This window comes from Lysinibacillus sp. Ag94 (genome assembly GCF_023242215.1).
Taxonomy (GTDB): Bacteria; Bacillota; Bacilli; order Bacillales_A; family Planococcaceae; genus Lysinibacillus.
The window spans coordinates 541,244-566,265 of sequence record NZ_CP096780.1; the positions used below are offsets into that span (position 1 = coordinate 541,244).

27 protein-coding genes are annotated in these 25,022 nt (G+C 35.4%); 25 read left to right on the top strand and 2 right to left on the bottom strand.

Annotated features, from left to right (window positions below):
- Positions 1–217 precede the first annotated feature (217 nt).
- Positions 218–1,282, top strand: a complete 1,065-nt coding sequence (locus tag MY533_RS02350) for a glycosyltransferase family 4 protein (RefSeq protein WP_132360504.1) — start codon at positions 218–220, stop codon at positions 1,280–1,282.
- A gap of 455 nt (positions 1,283–1,737) precedes the next feature.
- On the opposite strand, the gene MY533_RS02355 is transcribed toward MY533_RS02350, so the two are convergent.
- A complete protein-coding gene (locus MY533_RS02355; protein ID WP_248717882.1) occupies positions 1,738–2,799 on the bottom strand; it encodes an LCP family protein in 1,062 nt (353 codons plus the stop codon).
- A 136-nt stretch (positions 2,800–2,935) separates the two neighbouring features.
- Entirely contained in the window at positions 2,936–3,571 is a 636-nt protein-coding gene (locus tag MY533_RS02360) for a YigZ family protein (protein WP_142509136.1), read from the bottom strand.
- Positions 3,572–3,727: 156 nt separating this feature from the next.
- On the opposite strand from MY533_RS02360, the gene MY533_RS02365 reads away from it, so the two are divergent.
- From MY533_RS02365 to MY533_RS02480, 24 genes are all read left to right on the top strand, one after another.
- A complete protein-coding gene (locus MY533_RS02365) occupies positions 3,728–4,876 on the top strand; it encodes a sensor histidine kinase (RefSeq protein ID WP_132360512.1) in 1,149 nt (382 codons plus the stop codon).
- 35 nt (positions 4,877–4,911) lie between these two features.
- Positions 4,912–5,586, top strand: a complete 675-nt coding sequence (locus MY533_RS02370) for a response regulator (RefSeq protein ID WP_132360514.1) — start codon at positions 4,912–4,914, stop codon at positions 5,584–5,586.
- A 434-nt stretch (positions 5,587–6,020) separates the two neighbouring features.
- Positions 6,021–6,584: a nuclear transport factor 2 family protein gene (locus MY533_RS02375; RefSeq protein ID WP_248717883.1), complete on the top strand. Its 564-nt coding sequence runs from the start codon at positions 6,021–6,023 to the stop codon at positions 6,582–6,584.
- Between the two features lie 397 nt (positions 6,585–6,981).
- A complete protein-coding gene (locus MY533_RS02380) occupies positions 6,982–7,824 on the top strand; it encodes a DegV family protein (protein ID WP_248717884.1) in 843 nt (280 codons plus the stop codon).
- 78 nt (positions 7,825–7,902) lie between these two features.
- On the top strand, positions 7,903–8,097 hold the full coding sequence (locus MY533_RS02385) for a hypothetical protein (RefSeq protein WP_248717885.1): 195 nt from the start codon (positions 7,903–7,905) through the stop codon (positions 8,095–8,097).
- Positions 8,094–9,461: an ATP-dependent helicase ComFA gene (locus tag MY533_RS02390; RefSeq protein ID WP_248717886.1), complete on the top strand. Its 1,368-nt coding sequence runs from the start codon at positions 8,094–8,096 to the stop codon at positions 9,459–9,461. Before MY533_RS02385 ends, MY533_RS02390 begins: the two co-directional genes overlap by 4 nt.
- Complete coding sequence (locus tag MY533_RS02395) at positions 9,458–10,048, top strand: ComF family protein (RefSeq protein WP_248717887.1); 591 nt, start codon at positions 9,458–9,460, stop codon at positions 10,046–10,048. Before MY533_RS02390 ends, MY533_RS02395 begins: the two co-directional genes overlap by 4 nt.
- 298 nt (positions 10,049–10,346) lie before the next feature.
- Complete coding sequence (locus MY533_RS02400) at positions 10,347–10,760, top strand: TIGR03826 family flagellar region protein (protein ID WP_132360524.1); 414 nt, start codon at positions 10,347–10,349, stop codon at positions 10,758–10,760.
- Between the two features lie 432 nt (positions 10,761–11,192).
- A complete protein-coding gene (gene flgM / locus MY533_RS02405; RefSeq protein ID WP_132360526.1) occupies positions 11,193–11,453 on the top strand; it encodes a flagellar biosynthesis anti-sigma factor FlgM in 261 nt (86 codons plus the stop codon).
- 27 nt (positions 11,454–11,480) lie between these two features.
- Positions 11,481–11,981: a flagellar protein FlgN gene (locus MY533_RS02410; protein ID WP_248717888.1), complete on the top strand. Its 501-nt coding sequence runs from the start codon at positions 11,481–11,483 to the stop codon at positions 11,979–11,981.
- A gap of 48 nt (positions 11,982–12,029) precedes the next feature.
- On the top strand, positions 12,030–13,571 hold the full coding sequence (flgK, locus tag MY533_RS02415) for a flagellar hook-associated protein FlgK (protein WP_248717889.1): 1,542 nt from the start codon (positions 12,030–12,032) through the stop codon (positions 13,569–13,571).
- 29 nt (positions 13,572–13,600) lie between these two features.
- On the top strand, positions 13,601–14,521 hold the full coding sequence (gene flgL / locus MY533_RS02420; protein ID WP_248717890.1) for a flagellar hook-associated protein FlgL: 921 nt from the start codon (positions 13,601–13,603) through the stop codon (positions 14,519–14,521).
- Positions 14,522–14,632: 111 nt separating this feature from the next.
- On the top strand, positions 14,633–15,196 hold the full coding sequence (locus MY533_RS02425; RefSeq protein ID WP_248717891.1) for a DUF6470 family protein: 564 nt from the start codon (positions 14,633–14,635) through the stop codon (positions 15,194–15,196).
- Positions 15,197–15,212: 16 nt separating this feature from the next.
- Positions 15,213–15,656 (top strand): flagellar assembly protein FliW, encoded by a 444-nt coding sequence (gene fliW, locus MY533_RS02430; protein ID WP_248717892.1) that lies wholly within the window; start codon positions 15,213–15,215, stop codon positions 15,654–15,656.
- Positions 15,656–15,874, top strand: coding sequence for a carbon storage regulator CsrA (gene csrA / locus MY533_RS02435; RefSeq protein ID WP_248717893.1), 219 nt, complete (start codon positions 15,656–15,658; stop codon positions 15,872–15,874). Before fliW ends, csrA begins: the two co-directional genes overlap by 1 nt.
- Before the next feature lie 207 nt (positions 15,875–16,081).
- Positions 16,082–17,008, top strand: coding sequence for a flagellin Hag (gene hag / locus MY533_RS02440; RefSeq protein ID WP_248717894.1), 927 nt, complete (start codon positions 16,082–16,084; stop codon positions 17,006–17,008).
- 85 nt (positions 17,009–17,093) lie between these two features.
- Positions 17,094–18,794: a motility associated factor glycosyltransferase family protein gene (locus tag MY533_RS02445; RefSeq protein ID WP_248717895.1), complete on the top strand. Its 1,701-nt coding sequence runs from the start codon at positions 17,094–17,096 to the stop codon at positions 18,792–18,794.
- A complete protein-coding gene (locus MY533_RS02450) occupies positions 18,787–19,131 on the top strand; it encodes a DUF8042 domain-containing protein (protein ID WP_248717896.1) in 345 nt (114 codons plus the stop codon). Before MY533_RS02445 ends, MY533_RS02450 begins: the two co-directional genes overlap by 8 nt.
- Positions 19,131–20,330: a motility associated factor glycosyltransferase family protein gene (locus MY533_RS02455; RefSeq protein WP_248717897.1), complete on the top strand. Its 1,200-nt coding sequence runs from the start codon at positions 19,131–19,133 to the stop codon at positions 20,328–20,330. The genes MY533_RS02450 and MY533_RS02455 overlap by 1 nt, the downstream gene beginning before the upstream one ends.
- A 121-nt stretch (positions 20,331–20,451) precedes the next feature.
- On the top strand, positions 20,452–21,423 hold the full coding sequence (pseB, locus tag MY533_RS02460; RefSeq protein WP_248717898.1) for a UDP-N-acetylglucosamine 4,6-dehydratase (inverting): 972 nt from the start codon (positions 20,452–20,454) through the stop codon (positions 21,421–21,423).
- 215 nt (positions 21,424–21,638) lie between these two features.
- Positions 21,639–22,505, top strand: a complete 867-nt coding sequence (gene rfbA, locus MY533_RS02465) for a glucose-1-phosphate thymidylyltransferase RfbA (RefSeq protein ID WP_248717899.1) — start codon at positions 21,639–21,641, stop codon at positions 22,503–22,505.
- Between the two features lie 3 nt (positions 22,506–22,508).
- A complete protein-coding gene (gene rfbB / locus MY533_RS02470) occupies positions 22,509–23,522 on the top strand; it encodes a dTDP-glucose 4,6-dehydratase (protein WP_248717900.1) in 1,014 nt (337 codons plus the stop codon).
- 1 nt (position 23,523) lies between these two features.
- Complete coding sequence (locus tag MY533_RS02475; protein WP_248717901.1) at positions 23,524–23,934, top strand: sugar 3,4-ketoisomerase; 411 nt, start codon at positions 23,524–23,526, stop codon at positions 23,932–23,934.
- Positions 23,927–25,021: a DegT/DnrJ/EryC1/StrS family aminotransferase gene (locus tag MY533_RS02480; RefSeq protein ID WP_248717902.1), complete on the top strand. Its 1,095-nt coding sequence runs from the start codon at positions 23,927–23,929 to the stop codon at positions 25,019–25,021. The genes MY533_RS02475 and MY533_RS02480 overlap by 8 nt, the downstream gene beginning before the upstream one ends.
- The last annotated feature ends 1 nt before the right edge of the window (position 25,022 follow it).

Genomic DNA, 25,022 nt, shown 5'->3' on the forward strand with positions numbered 1-25,022 from the left:
CGCTCCTTTTAAGTTGTCTAAATGCTAGACACTACATTATTTTATCAAATTTTACGAATGATGACTACATTTGACATGCAGCATTCTTCCAACTCGAAAAAGAGGAATAATATTTGTGAAATGGTGGAAAATAAATAGAAAAAGTATATTTCGGCGTCTGTTCGTGCTATAATCAATTAGAATTTAAATGTAGATTATTTTTTTGAGGAGGAGAGACATGCTCTACGTGTCTTTAATAGCAGCATTTGTTGCTTCAATATTGTTAACTCCACTAGTTAAACGATTAGCATTCAGAATAGGTGCTGTCGATGCACCAAACTATCGAAAAGTACATGCACGAATTATGCCAAGACTTGGGGGATTGGCGATTTTCCTTGCGTTTTTAATAGCTGTGGCTATATTCCAGCCGATTTTGATATACAATGAAAATGGTAGCGATTTTTTACTGGCAATTATAATTGGAGCTTGTATTATCGTAGCAACAGGTGTCATTGACGATATGCGTGAAATCTCTGCAAAAGCAAAATTAATTGGTCAGCTTGTTGCGGCACTTATCGTTATTTTTGTAGGTGGAATTCAAATTGAGATGATTAATTTACCATTTGTAGGTGAATTAAATTTTGGATTACTAAGTATCCCTTTAACAATTCTTTGGATTGTTGGTATTACAAATGCCATTAATTTAATTGATGGCTTAGATGGCCTAGCTGCCGGTGTGTCAACGATTGCTCTTATTACTTTAGCGATTATGGCTTTTATTATGGGCAATATGTTCGTTTTAGCTATCGCATCTATTTTAGCGGCAGCAACATTTGGATTTTTATTTTACAATTTCCATCCAGCGAAAATTTTCATGGGAGATACAGGAGCCTTATTCCTAGGCTTCATGATATCAGTGCTCGCATTGCTTGGGTTTAAAAATATCACGGTCGTAACATTAATTATCCCGGTTATTATACTAGGTGTACCGATTTCTGATACATTCTTTGCGATTGTTCGTCGCGTACGTATGAAGAAAAAATGGTCTGATCCAGATAAATCACATTTGCATCACCGTTTACTAGATATGGGCTTCACACATCGTCAAACAGTACTCATTATTTATGGGATTGCCATCATGTTTGGTTTAGCAGCCATCATTTTCTCAATGGCAAAAGTATGGGGTGCCATTTTACTCGTAGCTGTCATTTTAACTGCAATAGAAATTTTGGTTGAAGTCATCGGACTCGCGGGTAAAAACTATAAACCACTATTGAATTTTGTGCGGATATTTAATAAATAAAACATTCAAGTAACCATCCATTTTTTATGGATGGTTACTTTTTTATGAGTGGACTTGTTAGCGACCTAGCTTGATTAGTGGCGGGAATTTCGGTATTTAGCAGCGTTCTTAGCTTGATTAGCGGCGGAAATTCGGTATTTAGCAGCGTTCTTAACTTGATTAGCGGCGCAACTCATACTTTTAGCGGCGATACCTAATATAGGCTGGACAGTTTGAAAAAAATTAAAGTCAGCTGTGAAAAACTTTGTATAGAGTTTTTCACAATTTTATGGACTTAACGAAAACTACTCAGGTAGGCTGAGGGAAATCCGCTTAGGTAGACCTCAGAACTGCTTGAGCAAAACTCAAATCAATAAGTGCTCCAATCTATAATTTCCACGCTTTGCAAACATCACGAAATATCATGCCATAACAAAAAGCCTTTCCACAAATATAAAGTGGAAAGGCTTTTATAGTTACTGAGTGCTATCTTTATCTGTTGAATCTTCGCCAGTAGCGTTATCTTTATTAGTATTTTTATTCGTTAAGCTACTAGATGCTTTATTAGTGTCAAGATGGTTCTTTAGCGTTTGTGATATTTCATCAACGGATTCTTGATTTAATTGATAGAAGTAAACACCGGTAGACATATCATCTGTACCATCTAATGTTAAAGAATCGATACGTGGCATCCCTTGTGATAAATAAGATAGGAATGACTTCATTTCGCTAAATGTCATATTTGTTTTCATGTTATCACCAAGTGCTCTAATGACATCATCGTATTTTGTAATGGATCCTACAGAAGAAACTTTATTGATGATCGCTGTTAAAATCTCTTGTTGACGTTTGCCGCGTTCAATATCACTGTCTTGCTTACGTGTTCTTGCTAGTGCAAGTGCTTGACTTCCGTTTAAATGCTGTAAACCTGGTTCTAAATTGATGGCATTGCGATCGAATTCGTCTTTTTCGTGTAATTTGTACGGTACTTCAGCTTCAATTCCACCTAATGCATCAACAACATCAATAAACGCATTAAAGTTCATACGAACATAGTAATCAATTGGCACATCTAATAGTTTTTCTACTGTATCAATTGTTGAAATTGTTCCACCATAGGCATGTGCATGAGTAATTTTATCCTTATGTTTTACAGAAGGGATATATACATATGAATCTCGAGGGATACTCAACATTTTAATTGTTTTTGTTTTATTATTTAATGTTGCTAGAATAAGAGCGTCCGAACGTGAGTGATCAGAGCCTTGCCCGCGATTTTCACTATCATCAACACCGACAAATAGTATTGAAACATTATCGTTTACTGGTTCTACCTTCTCATTACGAAGTGCAGAAATGTCTCGCCCTTTTAATTCTTCGTGTGCTGAGTCAGCTGCATGCTTTACTTGCTTCGTAATATATACACCATAAGCAGTTGCACAAATTAGTAAACTAGCAACAAGAAGAAGGGAAATTTTTATAATTAGGGAGGCTTTAGACGACCTCTTTTTGCCTTGCTTTTTAATTCTATTTTTCATTTTTAATATATTCTCCTCTGAATTTTGGGAATAATAAAGCGATTAAACACAGTAATTTTAGAATATGCGTAAAAGATAAAATAGCTCAATATTAAAATTATACTATGGATATTTAGTATTCGACAATTAAAACTATTTATTTTACAACAAATTCAATAAATTGAGCTTTCTCAAAAGTAATATTTGCTTGTCCGTTTGTCATTTCTATTACCCAGTTTTGGAACTGTTCTTCTTCCTCTTTTAATACGGATACAATAATTTCGACGCCTTCTAAATAGCGAATTTCTTCTAAAGTATATGAAGAACCTCGAATTTCATTTTCTACTTTACCTAGCCATGTGTAATCAATAGAAATGTTCATAAAATGGTGAAGCTTGCGTTCTACTACTTGGGCAGCAAGTAATCCTTCTGTTGTCGCTTTTCCATACGCACGAATAAGACCGCCACCGCCAAGCTTAATGCCACCAAAGTAGCGTGTGACGACAACGACCGTATCTTTTAACCCTTGTTTTTTTAGGACTTCTAACATAGGGACGCCAGCTGTGCCACTAGGTTCCCCATCATCGTTTGCTTTTTGAATATGATCATGTTCTCCAATAATATAGGCTGAACAATTATGTGTTGCATTATGATGCATTTTTTTTATGCGTTCAATAAAAGAAATTGCATCCTCTTCCGTTTCTGCACGTTCTATATAAGTAAGGAAACGAGATTTTGAAATAACAATTTCACTTTCTCCGTATCCTTTTACAGTTAAATAGTTTTCTCTCATCAGTATCAATCTCCTTTAAAGTAGAGTTCTATTCTATAATTTTCATAAAGAAAAAGCATTAAATTTTAACATGGGAATGCTATAATAGATGTAGACTATGTAATTGGTCTATTGAAATAGTAAGTAATCATAAGACATTAGACTGGGGAGTATACTATGTTTTCAAATGATACCTTCGATTTAAAGTCGCTTGATGACATATTTAATCGAATGTTAGAAACAATCATGAGCTCAAAAGATGATATCTTTATTATAAGCGAACAAAGCCGAAGAAGTTTCGAAGATATGAAAATAGAGCTAGAAATTGTTCGAAAACAAGTTTCAATTGTTATTGATGAAGGCGATGCTTTAGAAAAGAGTACACAGCTTGCTAAGCAAAGACTTGTGTTAGTGAGTAAAGCTTTTGATAATTATACCGAAGATCAAGTTAGAGAAGCATATGAAACCGCGCATGATTTTCAAGTGAAGCTCTCCGTTATTAGAACACAAGAAAAGCAACTACGTGATAAAAGAGATGATTTAGAGAGAAGATTAAGAGCGTTACTCGATACGATTGAACGTGCAGATCATATTGTCAATCAAGTAAATGTCGTTTTGAATTACTTAACTTCAGATTTAAGAAATGTTGGTTTAGCACTAGAACAAGCAAAAATGAAACAAGATTTTGGTATACGTATTATTGCAGCACAAGAAGAGGAACGCAAACGTCTATCTAGGGAAATTCATGATGGACCTGCTCAAATGCTGGCAAATGTACTAATGCGCACTAATTTAATAGACAGGACGTATCGTGAAAAAGGTATTGAATATGCTTTAGATGAAATTGCTGATTTAAAGAAAACGGTGCGTAATGCTTTATCTGAGGTGCGACGTATAATCTATGATTTAAGACCAATGGCACTTGATGATTTGGGGATTGTTCCGACATTAAAAAAATACTTATCGACAGTGACTGAATATAATCCTGGTGTTGAAGTTCATTTCCAATCGAGAAGCACCGAAAAGCGTATACCATCAAACTATGAAGTATCTATTTTCCGATTAGTGCAAGAATGTGTAACAAATGCCATGAAGCACGGGAAATGTAAAGATATTTGGGTAAGACTGGAGTGGTTGAAAGATGCCGTAAATATCGTTGTAAAAGACGATGGTATAGGTTTCAATCCACAGGAGGTTAAAGACCATTCTTTTGGGATTTTAGGTATGAAAGAACGTATCGAAATTTTGGATGGGACGATCTCAATTAAAAGCGAGATAAATCGAGGTACGACGGTTTTATTTAAAATTCCGTTAGAAGTAGAGTAAAACGATTGTTGGAGAATTTTAGGGGGTAAAGACAAATGACGAAGATTATTATTGTAGACGATCACCAGCTATTCCGCGAAGGAGTAAAACGTATTTTAGATTTTGAAGATACATTTGACGTAGTAGCAGAAGGTGACGATGGTACAGATGTGGTTTCTTTATATGCTGAAAATCAACCAGATGTTGTACTAATGGATATAAATATGCCAGGGAAAAATGGAGTAGAGGCAACGGCAGAATTAATTAGTGAATTCCCAGATGCGAAGGTTATTATGTTATCCATTCATGATGATGAAACATACGTAACACACGCGCTTAAATCTGGATCACTTGGCTATATGCTAAAAGAGATGGATGCTGACGAAATTGTCGAGGCCATTAAAGTAGTTGCGAATGGTGGATCTTACCTACATCCAAAAGTAACTAAAAATTTAGTAGCTGAATTCCGTCGTCTTTCTGAGCATGAAAATAAAGGTAACTTCCATCAAACAGAAATTCGCCGTCCATTCCATTTACTAACGAAACGTGAATGTGAAGTATTACAATTATTAACAGATGGACAATCTAACCGTACAATTGGTGAGACACTGTTCATTTCTGAAAAAACAGTTAAAAACCACGTTTCAAGCATTTTACAAAAAATGAATGTAAACGACCGTACACAAGCTGTTGTTACAGCCATTAAAAATGGCTGGGTTGAAGTACGCTAATAGTATATATTGAAATTAAAGCTGTTTTTAAAGGCTACTATTTTATTTAGTAGTTTTTAAAGCAGTTTTTTTACCTTCTTTCAGCAAATGTTTTTGTACCGAAAGTAAAAGCGTACGCTACAGAAGCCTCCCGCCTCTAAGGTGGTGAGATGAATACAGATTTAAGCTACTTTTCATTAGGTCGGCATATGTCCGAAATCGTAGCGCAATCCATTAAAAGATTTCTGTAATATTTACACCTATTGGAAAAGAAACTCACGTTGTCCAAATGTCGTATAAAGGTGTAACAATTTATACATAGTGATTACATAAATAGTGCAACATTTTAAAACCATGGGCGTCATAAGGAAGATGTAACGCCTAAATGTTGAAAATGCACAACAAAATTCCTACAACGGAATTTATATGCTACAATATGCGCGGGAGGTTTTTTGATGTTAAAGAAAAGTTTTCTAGCAGTTTTTACCTTATTAATGTTAACTACATTAGTGTTAACTGCCTGTGGTAATAAAAAAGATGATGAAATGAGTGCAGAAGAAAGACAAAAAATCATTGATGATGGAACTGTCGGATTTGAAACGAATGGTGGGCAAATAACAAAGGCAGAAAATATTCCTGCTGAAGAAAATAAAGCGATATTAGCAGCCTTTAATGAATATATGGCAGCTTTCAATTCAAAAGAAATTGATCGTTATATGCAAACACTCTCAAAGAATCCAAAAGGTTTCAATTATGAAGGAGAAAAAAACTACATTTCAGATGTATTTAAACAGTCAGACGTTAAACGAGATGCGAAAAATACAACGATTATAAAATATAGCGAAAATGAAGCACAGGTCTATTCCAATATAACATCGCATTTGGTACAAACTGCAACAAATGTAAAGCATGAAAGTGCAGGACAACAAGTTACAGTATTCGTCAAAGAAGATGGACTCTGGAAGGTCACTAGCGTCTTCTATACTGGAGATGAAACGAAATCAACTACTGGCAAATAAAATGAGGATATCTTCATTCGGGCTCATCACTAAGAGTTGAGGTTGGGTGATTTTCTGAAATTAGCGTTAGGAGCAAGCTAGATAGAGAAACGAAGGCAAAAAGCATCGCGCCTAACGACTCATTGGACTTGCCTAGCTAGAACGGAGATCACCCCCAATTTATGATGATGTGGCTTTACTTAATAGAAAGATTTATTAAACGAAGATAAATCCGTATACATAGAAAATGAATGTGAAATGGACGCTAAGTTATCAATTTAGCAGATGTCTACAATGTTGAAAGAGGGAAGAGGACTGACCACTATTCGACATTCAGACGAGATTACGCAATGTCGTAATTCATTTCACATTCATTTCTTTTTATTGTAAACTATGTAGAATAGGAGAGTGGACATGGATGAGGACAGCAATCGTAACAGATAGTACTGCATATATTCCGGCTGAGGAACGAGAACGCTTAAACATTCATATGATTCCGTTAAGTGTAAATATCTCAGGGCAACTATTTGCAGAAGAAGTAGATATCACAGCATCTGAATTTTATGATAAAGTACGTGGGGCAAAGGAATTCCCAAAAACAACGCAGCCCCCAATTGGAGAATTTGCCACTCTTTTTGAGGAGCTAGCAAAAGAGTATGATGAAGTGATATCTATTCATTTATCAAGTGGAATCAGTGGAACATATCAAGGTGCAATTCAAGCAGGCGAGATGGTGGAAGACATTGATGTATACGCTTTTGATAGTGAAATATCCTGTGCGGTACAGGGTTTTTACGCTTTAAGAGCAGCTGAAATGGCGGCTCAAGGCTTTTCTGCAAAAGAAATTCTCGCTACATTGGCGGACATGAAGCAATCGATTCGTGCTTACTTCATTGTAGATGACTTAGCGCATTTACAACGCGGGGGACGTTTGTCTTCAGCAGCGGCATTAATTGGCGGCTTATTACAAGTAAAGCCAGTACTGCATTTTGTGGACAAGGTTATTGTACCTTTTGAAAAAATTCGTACGCGTAAAAAAGCATTAAAGCGTGCGGAGGAGCTACTAGCTGAGGATGTTCAAAAGTATGAAGCACTAGACGCTGTCGTAATCCACGGCAATTGCCAGGCTGAAGCAGAAGAATGGCTAGCACAACTAGCAGCAACCTACCCGAGCGTTAACTTTAAACTAAGCTATTTCGGTCCCGTCATTGGCACACACTTAGGTGAAGGCTCAATGGGGCTCGGCTGGACAAAAAAATAATAGTAAATGAGACAGTCTCTACAACAAATTTGTAGAGGCTGTTTTTTTATTTTGGGGCATATCCGTATTGCTGGGTAAGTGGGAATCGCCGGTAAACCTGTGAATATCGCCGCTAAAAGTGCCAAAATCGCCGGTAAACCCATGAATATCGCCGCTAAAAGTGCCAGAATCGCCGGTAAACCCGTCAATATCGCCGCTAAACCCGTCAATATCGCCGCTAAACCTACTAGAATCGCTGATAAAAACACCCACATGAAAGGAGCAAAGCAATGAAATACAAAGGTTGGTTATTGCCACCTGAATTACGAGATTTTCATGAAGGACGTATTTGGTTAAAGGAGCATACCCCATTTTCAAAGCAAGATATCGAGAAATCAATTAATCACAATTATTTCAATATAATAGAAGGGATTCAAAAAGAGCCAAATTTAAAATGCAATCGTTGCCATAATGATGATCCGCAGCAATTTACAAGGTTTGATTGTTCAAAGTGCCAACAGCCATGTGTATATTGTAGACATTGTCTAAAAATGGGCAGAGTGAGTAGCTGTACGCAATTGATGATTTGGACAGGCCCTCGTGCCATTAGAACAAGAAAGCATACACTCAAATGGGCGGGGCAATTTACAGTGCTTCAACAGCAAGCGGCAAATGAAATGCTAGAAAGTGTTAAGGCACAACGTTCCCACCTAATCCACGCAGTATGTGGAGCAGGAAAAACAGAACTGCTTTTTCCAACCGTACATTATGCGTTAGAGCAGGGCTTACGGGTATGTATCGCTACGCCTCGTACAGATGTAGTGCTAGAGTTATATCCACGCTTTCAAACGGTTTTCCCGCAAACGATGATCCATGCACTATATGGTGGATCACCAAAGCAGGAGGGCTATGCACAGCTTGTGTTGGCTACAACTCATCAGCTTTATCGTTTTGAACGAGCATTTGACGTTATGATTGTTGATGAAGCTGATGCATTTCCCTATACATTCGATGAAACTTTACAAAGCGCTGTGCAAAAGGCTAAATCGGAAAACGCACCAATATTGTTGGTCACAGCAACACCTTCACATAAATTACTGACTCAGTATCAAAATGAAAGCTATTCATTTATTCCAAAGCGCTATCATAACCGTCCATTACCGTTCCCTCGATTTCATTCCCTATGGAACTATGAAAAAAGCTTAAAACGGGGGAAGATCCCGCGAAAGCTAAAACGATGGACAGAGGAACGCCTTGCACGAAAAGAGCCTTTTCTATTATTTTTCCCGAAAGTAGAGTTAATGAAAATAGCTACGCCTCTTTTTCAGTTATTAGATGGAAGCATCATGGCGGTGCATGCGGAAGACCCTGATCGTAAAGAAAAAGTGCTTAAACTACGCCATGAAGAAGTTCCGGGTTTACTGACAACGACCATATTAGAAAGAGGAATTACGATAAAGAATGTACAGGTTGCAGTTATTGGGGCAGAGTCAACCATTTTCACTTCTAGTGCACTTATACAAATTGCTGGGCGAGTTGGGCGAAATGCTAATTTTTCGGATGGAGACGTCGTATTTTTTCATCATGGCATTACGATTGAAATGGATGATGCGCGTACTAAAATTATTTATTATAATAAGAAAGGATTTTCACAATGAATAAAATTGAAACACTGTGCTTATTATGCTCAAAGCCTTTGCCATCTGCAATTTCATGGAAAACACTTTTAACTAAACAATTTCAATCAACTATTTGTGATCGATGCTTGGCTCGATTTGAATATTCCTCAACAGCAACAGCACTTTACCACTATAACGATGCGATGAAAGATTATTTGCATCACTATAAATTTCTTCAGGATGTCTCACTTGCGAAAGTATTTCGGCAGGAGCTACATGCACGGTTGAAGCATGAAAAAGCGACCATTATACCGATTCCAATGCATCCCATTAAACAAAGGGAGCGTACCTTTTCGCATACGGAGGAGTTATTAAAGGCTGCTACTATTCCTTTTATACAACTTTTAGAAAAGACAACGGCAGAAACACAAAGCTCCAAAAATAGAGAGCAACGCATCCAAGTAGCTCCCCTTTTCCGTCTGAAGACTGGAGCAAATGTAGAGCATAAAGAATATCTTCTTTTTGACGATATAAAAACGACAGGAACCACTTTGCAGCATGCTAGCGAGATTTTAATGAATGCGGGTGCTAGAAATGTCAAAAGCTTCACACTAATTAATGGATGAAAATGCTAATGCATTGTGTATAATAGATTACGAGTAAATAAGAATCGTATCTAGCAGTTATTATTTTCATTCAGGAAAACGATCCTCACTTATGAAAGTAGGGAGATAAGGCGGATGTGATCACTTTTCAGTGGGTTCCTAGACACCTACTGAATGAAAATAAAGCCTCCGGCGGATGTCACAGATTTTGAATTGTGCGGGCACAATTCAATCCGGACGCATTGTTTATCTGTAGCGAAAGCAAAGCGTCAGCTACCATTACGCCAAGGCGAAATTGATTTAAGAGGAGGAAGAGTAGATGGCAGAGGTTCGTAATTGTCCGAAATGTAATGAGTTTTTTAATTATACAGGGGTCAGAGAAGTATGTCATAAGTGTGCGCAATCTGAAGAGGACTTATATCAAATTGTTTACCGCTTTTTACGTAAACGTGAAAACCGTGCAGCGACAGTAGAACGTATTGTTGAAGCAACTGGAGCTGAAGAGGAGTTATTGTACAAATGGGTACGTAAGGGTCGCTTGCAAACTGCGATGTTCCCTAATCTTGGCTATCCATGTGATAACTGTGGTCACCTAACGACAACAGGCAAGCTTTGTACAAAATGTCAGGATGAATTGAAGGCGGATTTACGTACATTTGAAGCGGCCAAGGAATTCCGTGACAGTGTGGCAGAACGTGATCGTGTAACATATCACGCAGAACGAAAACGTTAACTTCTTTAAAGCGCGAGTGTCCAAGCACTTGTACCTGTCGTTCGCTTTCGGTACAAAAGACATCCGCAACTGTCTAAGATTGCCACGTCCTGTGGCAATTTATCTGCGCAAGCGAAGCGACAGCAGCAACGACTGAGTGACCAACATCACGTTGGTCCAAATCCTCCGGCCGATGTCACGGAATCGGGAGTTCAATTTAGAATGTTAGCCTTAAATCATCGTATCCATGCGATAACGGCTAACTAACCTGAATCACGCAGACCTAAGCACAAAGCTGATTCCGGACGCAATTATGCCGAGGCATAATTGCTAGATCCAAAGTGTGTTAATTTTAAACAAAATTAGCACACTTTTTTATATTTGAAAACTTAACATTATGTGAGACAATCCGAAATAATAGGAAGATAAGCTTTTTAGATAGGGGGGTATTAAATGAAAATTACATCTTATGGGATTAATGCAGTAAACGCCTATAAAAATCAGGTGCGCAATGTAAAATCAAGTACGAACAAAGCATCCTTCGCAGATAAAATCGAAATTTCAAAGACTGCACAGGAGATGCAAGGAGTTTCAACATACAGCACAGAGCGTGCAGAACGCGTACAACAACTAAAAAAAGATATCGCTTCTGGTGAATACAAAGTAGACGCTCGCAAAGTTGCAGAAGATATGCTGAAATATTATCGTTTCTAAGGAATATCAGAAAGGGTGCTTAGCAAAATGTCTATAGAAGCGATTTGTTCTACATTAACAAAGCTAGAAAGAATGCATAAAAGCTTACTTGAATTAGCCATTAAAAAAACTGAAATCATTACAGTTGGGAATATCGAAGCACTGGACCAAATGCTCAAGGATGAGCAGGCGCATGTAGCGGCCATCGATAAGCTCGAGCAACAGCGTCAGAAACAGGTAACGGACTACCTTGAAGCAAAAGGACTTGCTTCAACTGACAAAGCAACTGTCGCTGATGTCATCGAGGCTGCTGAACAACAAACTGAAAAAGATACGCTCTCAGCAGTACGTAATCGATTATTGCAAATGATCAACGACTTAAGAAAACAAAACGATTTAAATCAAAAGCTAGTGTTCCAATCACTACAATTTGTCAACTTTACATTGGACGCTTTACAACCTCGTCCTGAGCAAATCAACTATTCTGGCAATGAGGTTCGTGGCACAAATACAGTGGCAAAAAAATCATATTTCGATTCTCAAGCATAGTTTTAAGCAATCAATTGCTGAAAAACGGTTATTAAGGGAGGAAAAAGAATGCGCTCAACATTTATGGGCTTAGAAGCTAGTAAACGTGGTTTATTTACACAACAAACAGCTTTATACACAACAGGACATAATATTTCCAATGCAAATACTTTAGGTTACACTCGCCAACGAGCAAATATGCAAGCAACTCCTGGTTTTCCAAGTCCAGGCTTAAATCAACCTGTCTATCCAGGACATCTTGGAACAGGGGTAGAAGTAAGCTCGATTCAACGCATCCGCGATCAATTTACAGATCGACAATATCGCCAGGAAACGAATAAGTTAGGTTATTGGGATTCAACAGCAAAATCGATTTCGCAGATGGAAGATATCATGTCAGAGCCTTCAGAGTTTGGTATTAACCAATCATTCACAGACTTTTGGAAGTCTATGGAGGATGTTATTGACAATCCAAAAGATACAGCTGCACGTCAGGTATTAATTTCAAAAGGAATTTCAATTGCTGAGTCCTTTAATTATATGGATAGACAGCTAAAACAGATCCAAGGTAATATCGGGAATGAAATTAATGTATCGACGGATAAAGTGAATTCAATTCTTAAACAAATTGCAGCTCTTAATAAACAAATTCAAGAAGTTGAGCCAAGTGGTTATGTGCCAAATGATTTATATGATGCACGTGATGTATTAGTAGATCAGTTAAATGAATATATCCCTGTAACGGTTTCATTGCAAAAATCAGGTGGTTTAGCAAAAGACGTTGCTGAAGGTTCAATGACGATTACATATGTATCAGCGGATGGTACTCCTATTAAATTAGTGGATGGTAGACAATATGCTGCACTTGCAACGATGGACACGAACGATCGGCGCATTGATGGTGATGTTGATGATCAAGCGACAGGGAGCTATGCTAACTTTAAGGAAATTAAAATTTCTGATATTGGCGAGCCACCAGGAGATCCAGCGAATGGAATTGCAATTGATTACAAGCAAATGGAACCTGGTAAAGGTACATTACGTGCATTGATTGATGCGTATGGACATAGCGATGGACAAGGTACTTATCCAGAAATGCTTGCTAATTTAGATAAATTAGCAAATGAATTTATAACAAAATTCAATGAAGTTCATAGTAAAGGTTTTGGTTTAGATGATACTACAGGTCAGAACTTTTTCTCTGGGACGACTGCACGTGATTTTAAAGTAGTGATTACTGATCCGAAGCAAGTAGCTGTTTCCGATACGGCGGGTGAGGAAGGTAATAACGGAAACATGCGTAAGTTAGCAGCGCTGCAATCGCAGGCTCAAGATAACTTAAAGAAAGGTACATTCCAAAACTATTATAAATCATTAGTAGGAGACTTAGCGGTTAAGGGACAGGAAGCTGAGCGTAGTGCATTCAACTCTGAAACAATGCATTTGGAAATTTTAAAACGTCGTAATTCAATGAACTCAGTTTCCTTAGATGAAGAGATGACTAATATGATTACATTCCAGCAAGCATACAATGCCAATGCACGTATGATTACAGTGGTAGATGAAACATTAGATAAAATCATCAACGGTATGGGAAGAGTAGGGCTGTAATAGCCACTTAACCGAGAGGAGATAAATTTATGCGCGTTACACAATCAATGATGTCGAGTAATATGCTACGCAATTTAAATACAAGCTATAGTAAAATGTCTAAATATCAAAATATGTTGGACTCAGGTAAAGTAATTACTAGACCATCCGATGATCCAGTTGTAGCAGTAAAGGGAATGGGCTATCGTATAGATCTTGATAAAAACCAACAATACCAACGAAATCTACGTGAAGCAAATACATGGCTAGATACAACAGACGAAGCACTTGATCAAGTAGGCGGAGCTTTAAAACGTGTAAAGGAGCTTATTGTACAAGCTGCTAACGATACAAATACCGCTGATGATCGTCAAAAAATCAACGCAGAAATGCAACAAATCAAGGAACAATTGCGTGATATCGCTAATACAAAAATTGGCGAATCCTATATCTTTTCAGGGACGCACACAAACCAACCCCTTTATACGGATAAAACAGGACCACAAAACCCAGCAATTACTACTGGAGGACAAAAGCCGATTGAAATCAACGTTTTTGATGGTATCTCAATGAATATTAACACTCCAGGTGCTGATTTATTTGAGAATATTGATGGGTTTATGACGCACGTAACAACACTTTTAGAAAGTGGTGCAACAGGTCCGGAGATTGGCAATGCACTCGGTTTAGAAGTTACAAATGGTGCTAATAAAATTCCTGGTTTAGATGGTATTTATGAAAATACATTGACTGTAAGAGCAGATGTCGGAGCTCGTCAAAATCGTGTAGAGATGATGGGAAATCGACTAAGTCTTCAAGAAGTAAATGTAACAAAACAACTATCTGTCAATGAAGACACAGACTATGCGAAGACGATTACAGATATGGTTACACAGGAATCTATTCACCAAGCCGCTCTATCGGTAGGAGCAAAAATCATTCAGCAAACCTTAGTAGATTTTGTCCGTTAAAATCTACTAAAGTTCTGCCTCGAAAGCGGAGCATTTGGGGCAAACTTTATAATGAATAACAGAGCGTTTGAACAATATGTTCAGACGCTTTTATTGAAAGGAGAGGTATAGATGAGACTCCCGCAAATCCAAATTCATACTACAGACGCTAAAATAGACCTTAATATATCAAAGCCACAACAGTATATTAAACAACCTAAAGCTACTCAACATATTGAACAGCCAGCCGCTGTTTTGGAAATTCGTACGACTAGAGGTGTTTTAAAAATAGATTCTTCTCAGGCGAGACGGGATATAGGAATGATAGGTCCATTGGAATCAAGTTCCAACTACGCAGAAGAAGGTAAACAAGAGGTTCTTAAAGGAATGGCACGTAGAGCAAGAGAGGGGCGTCAAATGATGGACAATGCAGGTAAAGGGCAGGGCCGTGCAATTATCCAAAATATTGCGAAACAAAATCATGGTCCGCACCGCACGCCATTTAATATTAAATTTGTCCCATCAGTAGGTTCAGTGAAAATAGACTATACACCGGGAACAACAGATGTAAACATTCAGCGGAGAGAGCCAATAATTGACGCAAAAGTGAACAAACCAATACACGAATACACACCAGGAAAAGTAACTGGTACAATGGTACAAAGACCGGATGTTGACATCAATGTCATCATTTAAAGGAGCGTATAAAAGAATGAAAATTGCTACTAAATTTTTAGGTGAAATTCAAATTGGGGAACAGGACATCTTAACGTTTGAGCATGGATTACTTGGATTAGAGAATGAAAAAAAATTCGTATTATTACCTATAGATGCAGATCTCCCTTTAGCGATACTGCAATCTGTTGATAATGTGGAAATTGGCTTTGTAATTGCCTATCCATTCGCCTTCAAAAAAGATTACAGCTTTGATATATGTGAAGATGATCGTGAACAGCTTCAAATTGAGAAGGAAGAGGACGTCCTTACATACTCAATCGTAACAATGAAGGAAACATTCCAAGAATCGACTATTAATTTGCTTGCACCATTAATCATTAACATGGATAAAAAATGCGGAAAGCAAATCGTTCTTCAAGATAATAAATCCTATCCATTACGCTACCCAATGCAATCATTGGAAGGAAGTGCGAAATAATGCTAGTACTTTCTCGAAAAAAAGATCAATCTATTATGATTGGCGATCAAATAGAAATTAAAATATTAGCTGTCGAAGGCGATCAAATTAAAATCGGCATTGTCGCGCCAAAAACTGTTAAGGTACACCGTTCCGAAGTTTTTGAAGCTATTCAAGCGCAAAATAGAGAAGCTTTAACAGCAACTTCAAGCTTCTTGGAACAGTTAAAGAAAAAATAAAGACTACGTTTTTTAGTGATAATTTTAAATTAGTAATCTATTACATAAAAAAATAAAAAAATAAAAAAACTTTCGAAAAACTATTAAACATTTCCAACTAAATACGATATATAAAGTGTAAGGGGCAGGAAGTACATACATACTACCTAATCCGAAATTCCACACGGATGTGGAATAACAAAACAAACATTCAAGGAGGAATTCCAAATGAGAATTCAACACAACATTTCAGCTTTAAACACACACCGTAACCTTACTTTCAACAACACTCAAGCTTCAAAAAACCTTGAGAAATTATCTTCAGGTTACAAAATCAACCGTGCAGGCGATGACGCTGCTGGTTTAGCAATCTCTGAAAAAATGCGTGGACAAATCCGTGGTCTTGATATGGCTACTAAAAACGCTCAAGATTCAATCTCTTTAATCCAAACTGCTGAGGGTGCTCTTAACGAAACTCACTCTATCTTACAACGTATGCGCGAATTATCAGTACAATCTGCGAACGATACAAACGTATCTTCTGACCGTGCTGCTCTTCAATTAGAAATCAACTCTTTAGCAGAAGAAATTACTCGTATTTCTACTGATACTGAGTTCAACACTCAAAAATTACTAAACGGTAAATTTGGTGGTAAAGTTGGAGATGGTGATAAATACGATATCAATAAAGCAACTGCTGATGGAGGTAAAGTGTTCCACATTGGTGCTAACTCTGGTCAATCAATCAATTTAAGTATTAGTAACATGTCAGCTACATCACTTGGTGTAAACTCTGCAGCTAAAGCTGATGATGTAAAAGAGTTAAATGCAACTGATACAATTGGTAAAACAGGTATTAATATCTCTACTCAAACTGCAGCAGATAACTCAATTACTATTATCGACAAAGCACTAAACCGTGTATCTGAAACTCGTGCATCATTAGGTGCGGTTCAAAACCGTCTAGAGCACACTATTAACAACTTAGGTGCAACTTCTGAAAACTTATCAGCTGCTGAATCACGTATCCGTGACACAGATATGGCTAAAGAGATGATGGGCTTCACTAAAAACAACATCTTAATGCAAGCTGCACAATCAATGTTAGCTCAAGCTAACCAACAACCACAAGGCGTTCTTCAATTATTAGGTTAATTTTAAACGCTAAACCTCTAGCTTTGGCTAGAGGTTTTTTTAAATATTTAAATATATGTTGATAGAAGTATTGAGGTGATACGTTTTGAGTATAAGTGTTGAGTTCTTGCAAGCTAAAACTGGAAATGAGACATTAAAAATAAATGAGTATTTTATACATAGTAAATATAACCCTATTAAAGAAGCTGAACAATTAGTAGGTCGCCAATATACACCACATCACACTCATATCATTTTTGGTTATGGATGTGGTTATATTGTAGAAGCGTTATTAAACCGTAGATCATTTGAAGAAAATATAATTGTGGTAGATCCTTTATTTAATAACCAAACTTTAGAACTTAAACATCAAGCATCTAATCTATTTGCGTTTAATAGTAAGGTTATTCCTATATTCGAGCTTTATATAAATGAGATTGCTGCAAATACGCGTGTATCATTTAAAACGATATGTACTCCAAATTATGAAAAAGTATTTCCGAATGAGTACAAAGAATTGCTAAAAAAAATAGTTGATCTACAATATAAAAATAGGACAAATGATTATACGTTAATACGCTATGCGAAAGAATGGCAACGTAATTTTATTGAAAATTTACGTAATCTTAACGAAGATTGTACAATTGAGAAGTTACATAAACAATATAATTGCCCTGTAGTGATAGCTTCTGGGGGCCCTTCTTTAACGAAACAAATACCTTTATTAAAAAAATATAGAAATAATATGATATTAATTTCAGCTGGCTCAACGACTAATTCATTAGTAAGTAATGATATTGAGCCTGATTATGTTGTAACAATAGATGGTGGCGAACCAAATTACAACCATTTTAAACAATTGGATTTAAAAAATGCTGAAATAATTTATAGTATGCAAAATCACTATAAGGTTAGAGGATCTTTCTCGCAAAGAGGATATTTAATTGGAACACATAGTTTCAATAAATTATCAAATTACCTTGAAAAAGAGTTAAATTTAAAATTGCCTACTTTAGAGTATGGCGGCAGTGTGGCACATGCTGCTTTTAATATCGCCCATTATATTTCGTCTGGGCCAATTGCATTAATCGGTCAGGATTTAGCGTATACCGATAATTTAACACATGCTGCAAACAATAAAAATGCTAGAAAGATTGATGAAGCATTTATTAAAGAGCAAGAAGCTTTTCAAGTCGAAGGATATTATGGAGAGCCTGTTTGGACAAACCCTGTCTTCCAATCAATGAAATTAGATTTTGAAGCGCTTATCATGGTAAGAAAGCCAGATGCACCTTATTTTAATTGTACTGAAGGCGGTATTAAGATAAATGGATTTGAGCAGTTAACTTTCGAAGGCTTTCTAAAAAAATTCGCAAGTGATATAGAAATATCTAAAGTAACAAAAGTAAATGATACTCGCCTACACTTGGATATTCATGATAAATTAAAACAAATTCTTATTAATTTAAATGAACTAAAAGAATTATTAATTAAAGGGTTAACTATTGTAAAAAAAATAGAGTCAATAAATCAGATTGATCAAAAAGCGCTAAAGAAATTAGATAGTATAGAGAAGAAAGTTAATAAGCTTCTTGATAAAATTCCTATGGAGCCAATGACTAATTCTATTACAATAGATATTTTAAATCATTATTTACCAGTTGAGAATGAAACTACAATTGAAACGTATAAACGGGTTAATAGGCAAACTAAAGCATTATATACACAGCTACAAGATGCTATAAATTATACAGAGCAGTGCATCAAAAATGTATTAGAAAATAGTGAGGTTGAAAACAATGAATGAAGTATTGGAAGTAATTAATAGTTACAATGAATATATTTTAAAAGTAGCTTCAGGAAGTATTCAAATTGCAGAACATTTACGTAAAGATGAAGTACCAGAAGCTATGCAAATGATTTTACAGTTTTCAGAAGGAATGGGCTGGTTATTGGAAGCAAGTGATTTACTTTCTAAAAATAAAGTAACAGTTAACTTACCAGTTGAACAAATTCATGAGTTTTTAAATGAAATAAATAGTGGGCTAGAGCTGCAAGATTATGTATTAGTTGCTGATATGTTTGAATATGAAATCGCACCATTTTTTGAGCAACTATCGCCAATTGAAGGGTTTGAAAACTAATGAATTGGGAAGTTGCTACCGCGAAAAATGGAGAAGCAACATTAACGTTAAATAATTATGCTGTTTATAGTAAATATAGACCTAGGGAAGATGCTTGGAAATGGATAGATAGTGAGTTTGTGGAATCCATGGACCAATATTTCTTAATCGGTCTAGGTCTTGGCTATCATGCGGAAAGATTAGCACAATTAGCAAAAGGTAAAAGAGTCATTGTATATTTCTTTGAAGAATTAGAATATGAATTATTTTTAAATAACAAAGAATCTGATGATTTACTATTAAAAATAGAAGTTATTCATGATTTAAAAGATTTTATATTGAATGAAAAGACCCAGGTGCTGATTCCTGGTAGTTGGATAAAAGCAATTGGACAAGACCATCCACTATTTACTTATTTAGAAGATATAAAAATTAATCAAGTAACCTATAAAAGATCTGCTGATTTGCTGGAAAATAATTTTAACTGCAACATGCAAATATCTCCAAAAATACGAAATTACCCAAAATATAAAAAGAAAATTGCATGTATTGTTGCATCAGGACCATCACTTAATAACACAGTAAGCTGGTTAAAGGAGATACAGGATAAAGTTGAAGTATTTGTAGTAGGCTCTGCATTAAAATTATTATTACTAAATGGAATAACACCCACAGCAGCTGTAATTTCAGATGCAAAGCCTGACATTATTAAACAAATTAAAGGTTCAGGATATCTAGGGCCATTATATTTTTTAAGCACTGCTAATGCCAAAACTGTTATGAATCATGAGGGAGACTCTTATATAATATTTCAACAGGGGTATCCATTAGCCGAAGTAGCTGCAGAAAAGCATAAAATGCCTCTGTTTGAGACGGGGGGCTCTGTATCTACAGTTGCTATTAGCTTACTAGACTATTTGGATTTTGAAGAGATTATTTTATTCGGACAAGATCTAGGGTTTGTAGGTAATCAAACTCATGCCAAAGGTTCTACATCTGGACGGGCAGTCAGTGATGATTTAAATATAAGAGAAGTTCTTGCAAATGATGGCTCTTTAGTTTATACGACTCCGAATTTGCAAGTCTATACAAGGTGGATAGAAAATAAGGCTAAACGAATGTCAAAAAAACTTTATACTACATCAGAGCAAGGTGTTTTTATACCTAAAGTACTATATATAAACCAAAATGAACTGAATAGAATTGTTAATTCAAAATAAAAGCCTACTGAGATGTAGGTTTTTATTTATTATTGAGGAATTTTGTCGATATATATAGATAGAAGATGGTTATATAATAAAATACATAAAATGAATGAATCAGAATGGAGATATACGCACTATGAACGTATTAAAAAATAAAACAGTTCTTGTCACAGGTGGAACAGGTTCCTTTGGGAAAAAGTTTATACATAAAGCATTAACACTAGGTGTAAAGAAAGTAATTGTTTTTAGTCGTGATGAATTAAAGCAATATGAAATGAAACAAGAATTTGATGATAAACGCCTTCGCTTTTTTATTGGGGATGTGCGGGATCAAGATCGTTTACACAGAGCGTTTGACGGTGTGGAAATTGTTATTCATGCAGCCGCTATGAAGCATGTAGATGCATGTGAATACAATCCTTTTGAAGCTGTGAAAACGAATATTCAAGGTGCGCAAAATATTATTGAGGCTGCGATAGACTGTGGTGTAGAAAAAGTCATTGCACTTTCAACAGATAAAGCATGTGCACCTGTTAACTTATATGGCGCTACAAAATTAGCATCAGACAAACTATTTGTTGCTGCAAATGCCTATGTTGGAGATAAGAAAACAAGCTTTTCGGTTGTACGTTATGGAAATGTTGTCGGTAGTCGTGGCAGTGTTGTCCCCTTCTTTAAAAAAATTAAAGAAACAGGTAGAGTACCAGTGACAGATGATCGTATGACACGTTTTTGGATTACGCTAGATCAAGGTGTACAATTTGTGCTTGATAATTTAGCACGTATGCACGGTGGTGAGATCTTTGTGCCGAAAATTCCTAGTATGAAGGTTATGGATTTAGCACGTGCAATTGCTCCAGAGTGTGAAATTGATGTTATTGGCATTCGTCCAGGTGAAAAATTGCATGAGGCAATGATTATGGAAGATGATGCAAGGCATACTGTAGAATTTGATGACTATTATATAATCCAACCTGAATTCTCATGGTGGTCCAAAAAATACGCTGAGGGCGGTAAGGCCTTATTAGATGGATTTTCTTATACAAGTGATAATAATAGTAACTGGTTAACAGTTGAGGAATTGCGTAAATTAGCGGAGGGTATATAGATGATTGGTGTAGCAGGTTATAGGATCTCACTCATTAATTACATAAAAAGAGTTAATGAGCGTACAAAATATTTAATATAAACCAAAAGTAAGTTCAAAGAAAAAATGTATTCAATTTTAATAAAAGAAAAATTTGTATATAGTAAATTTCTGAAATAAAATTAAAATTCATATCTGATATTACATAAAATATTTTAGAGAGGAAGTAAGTAATAATGAAAGGAATTATATTAGCAGGTGGTCAAGGAACTAGATTATATCCTCTAACATCAGCTATCTCAAAACAAATTTTACCTGTTTATGATAAACCTATGATCTATTACTCTATGTCTGTTTTGATGTTAGCAGGAATAAGAGATATCTTAATTATTTCAACCCCGAGGGATATTCCACTATTTGAGAGTATTCTATCTAACGGAGAAAAGTTGGGGTTGAAAATTGAATATAAGATACAAGAAAATCCTGACGGTTTGCCACAAGCTTTTATTTTAGGTGAAGAGTTTATCGGTAACGATGATGTAGCATTAATTTTAGGGGATAATATTTTTTTTGGACAAGGTTTATCTGAAATACTAAAAAATGCAGTGAAAAATAACACTGGCGCTACATTATTTGGCTATCAAGTAAGAGATCCTGAACGTTTTGGTGTTGTTGAATTTGATGATAGTTTAAAAGTGAAATCTCTAGAAGAAAAGCCAGAATATCCAAAATCTAATTTTGCAGTTACTGGCTTATATATTTATAGTAATGATGTTATAGAAAAAGCTAAATTGCTTGAGCCTTCTAGTAGAGGAGAGTTAGAAATTACAGATTTAAATAACTTATATTTAGATGAAGGACGTTTAAATGTTGAACTATTAGGAAGAGGATTTGCTTGGTTGGACACGGGTACATTTGAATCATTACTAAGTGCATCATCATTTGTTGAGACAATTGAAATGAGACAAGGTTTCAAAATAGCTTGTATTGAAGAAATTGCATATAGACAAGGATATATTTCAAGAGAGCAGTTAATTCAATTGGGAGAAGAGTTGAAAAAATCTCTTTATGGACAGTATTTATTAGAAATTGCAGGTGATTAAAATATGAGGAAAATTTTAGTAACAGGTGGAGCAGGGTTTATTGGGGCAAATTTTTTAAAATATATTATTGAGAAGTACCCTGAATATTTTGTTATAAATATTGATAATTTAACATATGCTAGCGATTATTCGAATATCCAAAAATTAGAACAATATAAAAATTATAAATTTTTGAAGGCGAACATTTGTGATCAAGATATAATAGAAAAAGTTATGATTGAAAATGAAATAGATACCATTATTCATTTTGCGGCTGAATCACATGTTGATAATTCGATTGAAAATCCCTTTATTTTTGCCGAAACTAATATTATGGGAACACTTAATCTATTACAACAAGCATATAAAGAATGGTTTATTAAGCCATTTGAAATAAAAGAGAAATATCGCAATTCACGCTTTATTCATATTTCAACAGATGAGGTATATGGGACTCTTGGAGAGGAAGGTTATTTCACTGAGGATTCCAAATATCTCCCGAATAGTCCTTATAGTGCCAGTAAGGCAGCGTCCGATTTACTTGTGAGAAGTTATTATCATACTTATGGAATGAATGTTATTACTACAAACTGTTCCAATAATTTTGGACCTTTTCAAAATAAAGAAAAATTAATTCCAAAAATTATTTATAATGCTTTAAAAGGATTAGATCTACCCATTTACGGGGAGGGAGATAATGTTCGAGATTGGCTATTTGTTATAGATCATTGTACAGCAATTAATGCAGTTTTACATCAGGGCAAAGTTGGAGAGACATACTTAATAGGTGGTCATAATGAAAAAAAGAATTTACATCTAGTTCATACTATTTGTGACATTTTAGATGAGAGAGTACCTAAGGATGTATCTTATCGTAATCAAATTAAATTTGTAGCTGACCGTTTTGGACATGATTATCGTTATGCAATCGACCCTGCAAAAATTCAACGAGAATTAAACTGGAAGCCTCAAATAGCATTTGAAAAAGCGTTAGAAGAAACAATCGATTGGTATTTAATAAAATATAACGAGGGATAAAATGAATAATTGTCTTGTTGAACTTAAAGATATAAGTGATGAAAGAGGAAGCCTAGTTGTAATAGAGAACTTGAAGGAAATTCCATTTGAGGTAAAACGTGTTTATTACCTATATAACTTAAGGGATGATAAAGCGAGAGGATTCCACGCACATAAAACATTAAATCAAGCGTTTCTCTGTTTGAATGGAAGCTGTAAAGTTTTATTGGATGATGGAAAAAATCAAACAATATATGAAATGAATGCATCTAATCAAATGTTATTATGTAAAAATAGAGTTTGGCATAAAATGTTTGGTTTTAGCGATAATTGTATTTTTTTAGTACTAGCCGATCAAGAATATCAGGAAGATGATTATATTCGCAATTATCAGGACTTTGTAGAAACAGTTAAGGATGAAAAATATGATTAAATTTTTAGATTTAAAAAATATTAACCTTAAATATGAAAAAGAATTTCATGATTTGTTACAAACGTTTTTAGAAAGCGGTTGGTATATTAACGGTAGTATGGTTGAAGAATTTGAAGATAAGTATGCAAAGTATTGTGGAGCAAAGCATTGTATAGGTGTGAGCAATGGGTTGGATGCTTTAAAATTAATATTAAGAGCATACGATATTGGACCTGGTGATGAGGTAATTGTTCCATCAAATACATATATAGCAACTATTTTAGCAATCACAGAGGTAGGTGCTACACCAGTACTTGTTGAACCTGATTTGAACACATTTAATATTTCTTTGGATAGTATTAAAAAAGTGATTAGTAATAAGACAAAAGGGGTAATGGTTGTTCATTTATATGGAAGGGTCGTATCTCAAATTAGGGAAATTAAAGATTTTTGTACAGAGAATAATCTAAAATTATTTGAAGATGCGGCACAAGCTCATGGTGCAGAAATAGGAGAGATAAAAGTAGGGAATTTTGGTGACGCTGCAGCATTTAGTTTTTATCCAGGGAAAAATTTGGGTGCTTTAGGAGACGCAGGTGCAATAACTACTAACGATACTCGGATTAATGAAAAATTAAAAGCATTAAGAAATTATGGTTCCTTAAAAAAATATGAAAATATATATAAGGGATATAATCATCGATTAGATGAATTTCAAGCTGGAATATTAACTTTGAAATTGGGAAATTTGGAAGAAGAAAATAAAAGAAGAATAGAATTAGCAAATAGATATATTAGTGGAATAACTAATGAAAGAGTTAAATTACCACTGAAATCACTGGAGAAAGAAAATGTATGGCATGTATTCCCGATTTTGGTTGAAGGAAGAGAAAGTTTTATAGAATATTTAAAACAGTATGAAATTGAAACATTAATACATTACCCAATTCCCCCACATAAACAAAAAGCATACAGCGAACTAAATTATAAACACTTTCCTATAACTGAAGAAATTCACAAGAATATTTTAAGTTTACCAATTTCACCTGTTCACTCTACTGAAGAAATTGATACTGTAATTGAAGTAATAAACAAATATAAAGGATAGT

Bases quoted from the DNA above. Each gene is read 5' to 3' on its own strand.
- MY533_RS02350 (WP_132360504.1), top strand. From the start codon at position 218: ATGCTCTACGTGTCTTTAATAGCAGCATTTGTTGCTTCAATATTGTTA.
- MY533_RS02355 (WP_248717882.1), bottom strand. From the start codon at position 2,799: ATGAAAAATAGAATTAAAAAGCAAGGCAAAAAGAGGTCGTCTAAAGCC.
- MY533_RS02360 (WP_142509136.1), bottom strand. From the start codon at position 3,571: ATGAGAGAAAACTATTTAACTGTAAAAGGATACGGAGAAAGTGAAATT.
- MY533_RS02365 (WP_132360512.1), top strand. From the start codon at position 3,728: ATGTTTTCAAATGATACCTTCGATTTAAAGTCGCTTGATGACATATTT.
- MY533_RS02370 (WP_132360514.1), top strand. From the start codon at position 4,912: ATGACGAAGATTATTATTGTAGACGATCACCAGCTATTCCGCGAAGGA.
- MY533_RS02375 (WP_248717883.1), top strand. From the start codon at position 6,021: ATGTTAAAGAAAAGTTTTCTAGCAGTTTTTACCTTATTAATGTTAACT.
- MY533_RS02380 (WP_248717884.1), top strand. From the start codon at position 6,982: ATGAGGACAGCAATCGTAACAGATAGTACTGCATATATTCCGGCTGAG.
- MY533_RS02390 (WP_248717886.1), top strand. From the start codon at position 8,094: ATGAAATACAAAGGTTGGTTATTGCCACCTGAATTACGAGATTTTCAT.
- MY533_RS02395 (WP_248717887.1), top strand. From the start codon at position 9,458: ATGAATAAAATTGAAACACTGTGCTTATTATGCTCAAAGCCTTTGCCA.
- MY533_RS02400 (WP_132360524.1), top strand. From the start codon at position 10,347: ATGGCAGAGGTTCGTAATTGTCCGAAATGTAATGAGTTTTTTAATTAT.
- flgM (WP_132360526.1), top strand. From the start codon at position 11,193: ATGAAAATTACATCTTATGGGATTAATGCAGTAAACGCCTATAAAAAT.
- MY533_RS02410 (WP_248717888.1), top strand. From the start codon at position 11,481: ATGTCTATAGAAGCGATTTGTTCTACATTAACAAAGCTAGAAAGAATG.
- flgK (WP_248717889.1), top strand. From the start codon at position 12,030: ATGCGCTCAACATTTATGGGCTTAGAAGCTAGTAAACGTGGTTTATTT.
- flgL (WP_248717890.1), top strand. From the start codon at position 13,601: ATGCGCGTTACACAATCAATGATGTCGAGTAATATGCTACGCAATTTA.
- MY533_RS02425 (WP_248717891.1), top strand. From the start codon at position 14,633: ATGAGACTCCCGCAAATCCAAATTCATACTACAGACGCTAAAATAGAC.
- fliW (WP_248717892.1), top strand. From the start codon at position 15,213: ATGAAAATTGCTACTAAATTTTTAGGTGAAATTCAAATTGGGGAACAG.
- csrA (WP_248717893.1), top strand. From the start codon at position 15,656: ATGCTAGTACTTTCTCGAAAAAAAGATCAATCTATTATGATTGGCGAT.
- hag (WP_248717894.1), top strand. From the start codon at position 16,082: ATGAGAATTCAACACAACATTTCAGCTTTAAACACACACCGTAACCTT.
- MY533_RS02450 (WP_248717896.1), top strand. From the start codon at position 18,787: ATGAATGAAGTATTGGAAGTAATTAATAGTTACAATGAATATATTTTA.
- MY533_RS02455 (WP_248717897.1), top strand. From the start codon at position 19,131: ATGAATTGGGAAGTTGCTACCGCGAAAAATGGAGAAGCAACATTAACG.
- pseB (WP_248717898.1), top strand. From the start codon at position 20,452: ATGAACGTATTAAAAAATAAAACAGTTCTTGTCACAGGTGGAACAGGT.
- rfbA (WP_248717899.1), top strand. From the start codon at position 21,639: ATGAAAGGAATTATATTAGCAGGTGGTCAAGGAACTAGATTATATCCT.
- rfbB (WP_248717900.1), top strand. From the start codon at position 22,509: ATGAGGAAAATTTTAGTAACAGGTGGAGCAGGGTTTATTGGGGCAAAT.
- MY533_RS02475 (WP_248717901.1), top strand. From the start codon at position 23,524: ATGAATAATTGTCTTGTTGAACTTAAAGATATAAGTGATGAAAGAGGA.
- MY533_RS02480 (WP_248717902.1), top strand. From the start codon at position 23,927: ATGATTAAATTTTTAGATTTAAAAAATATTAACCTTAAATATGAAAAA.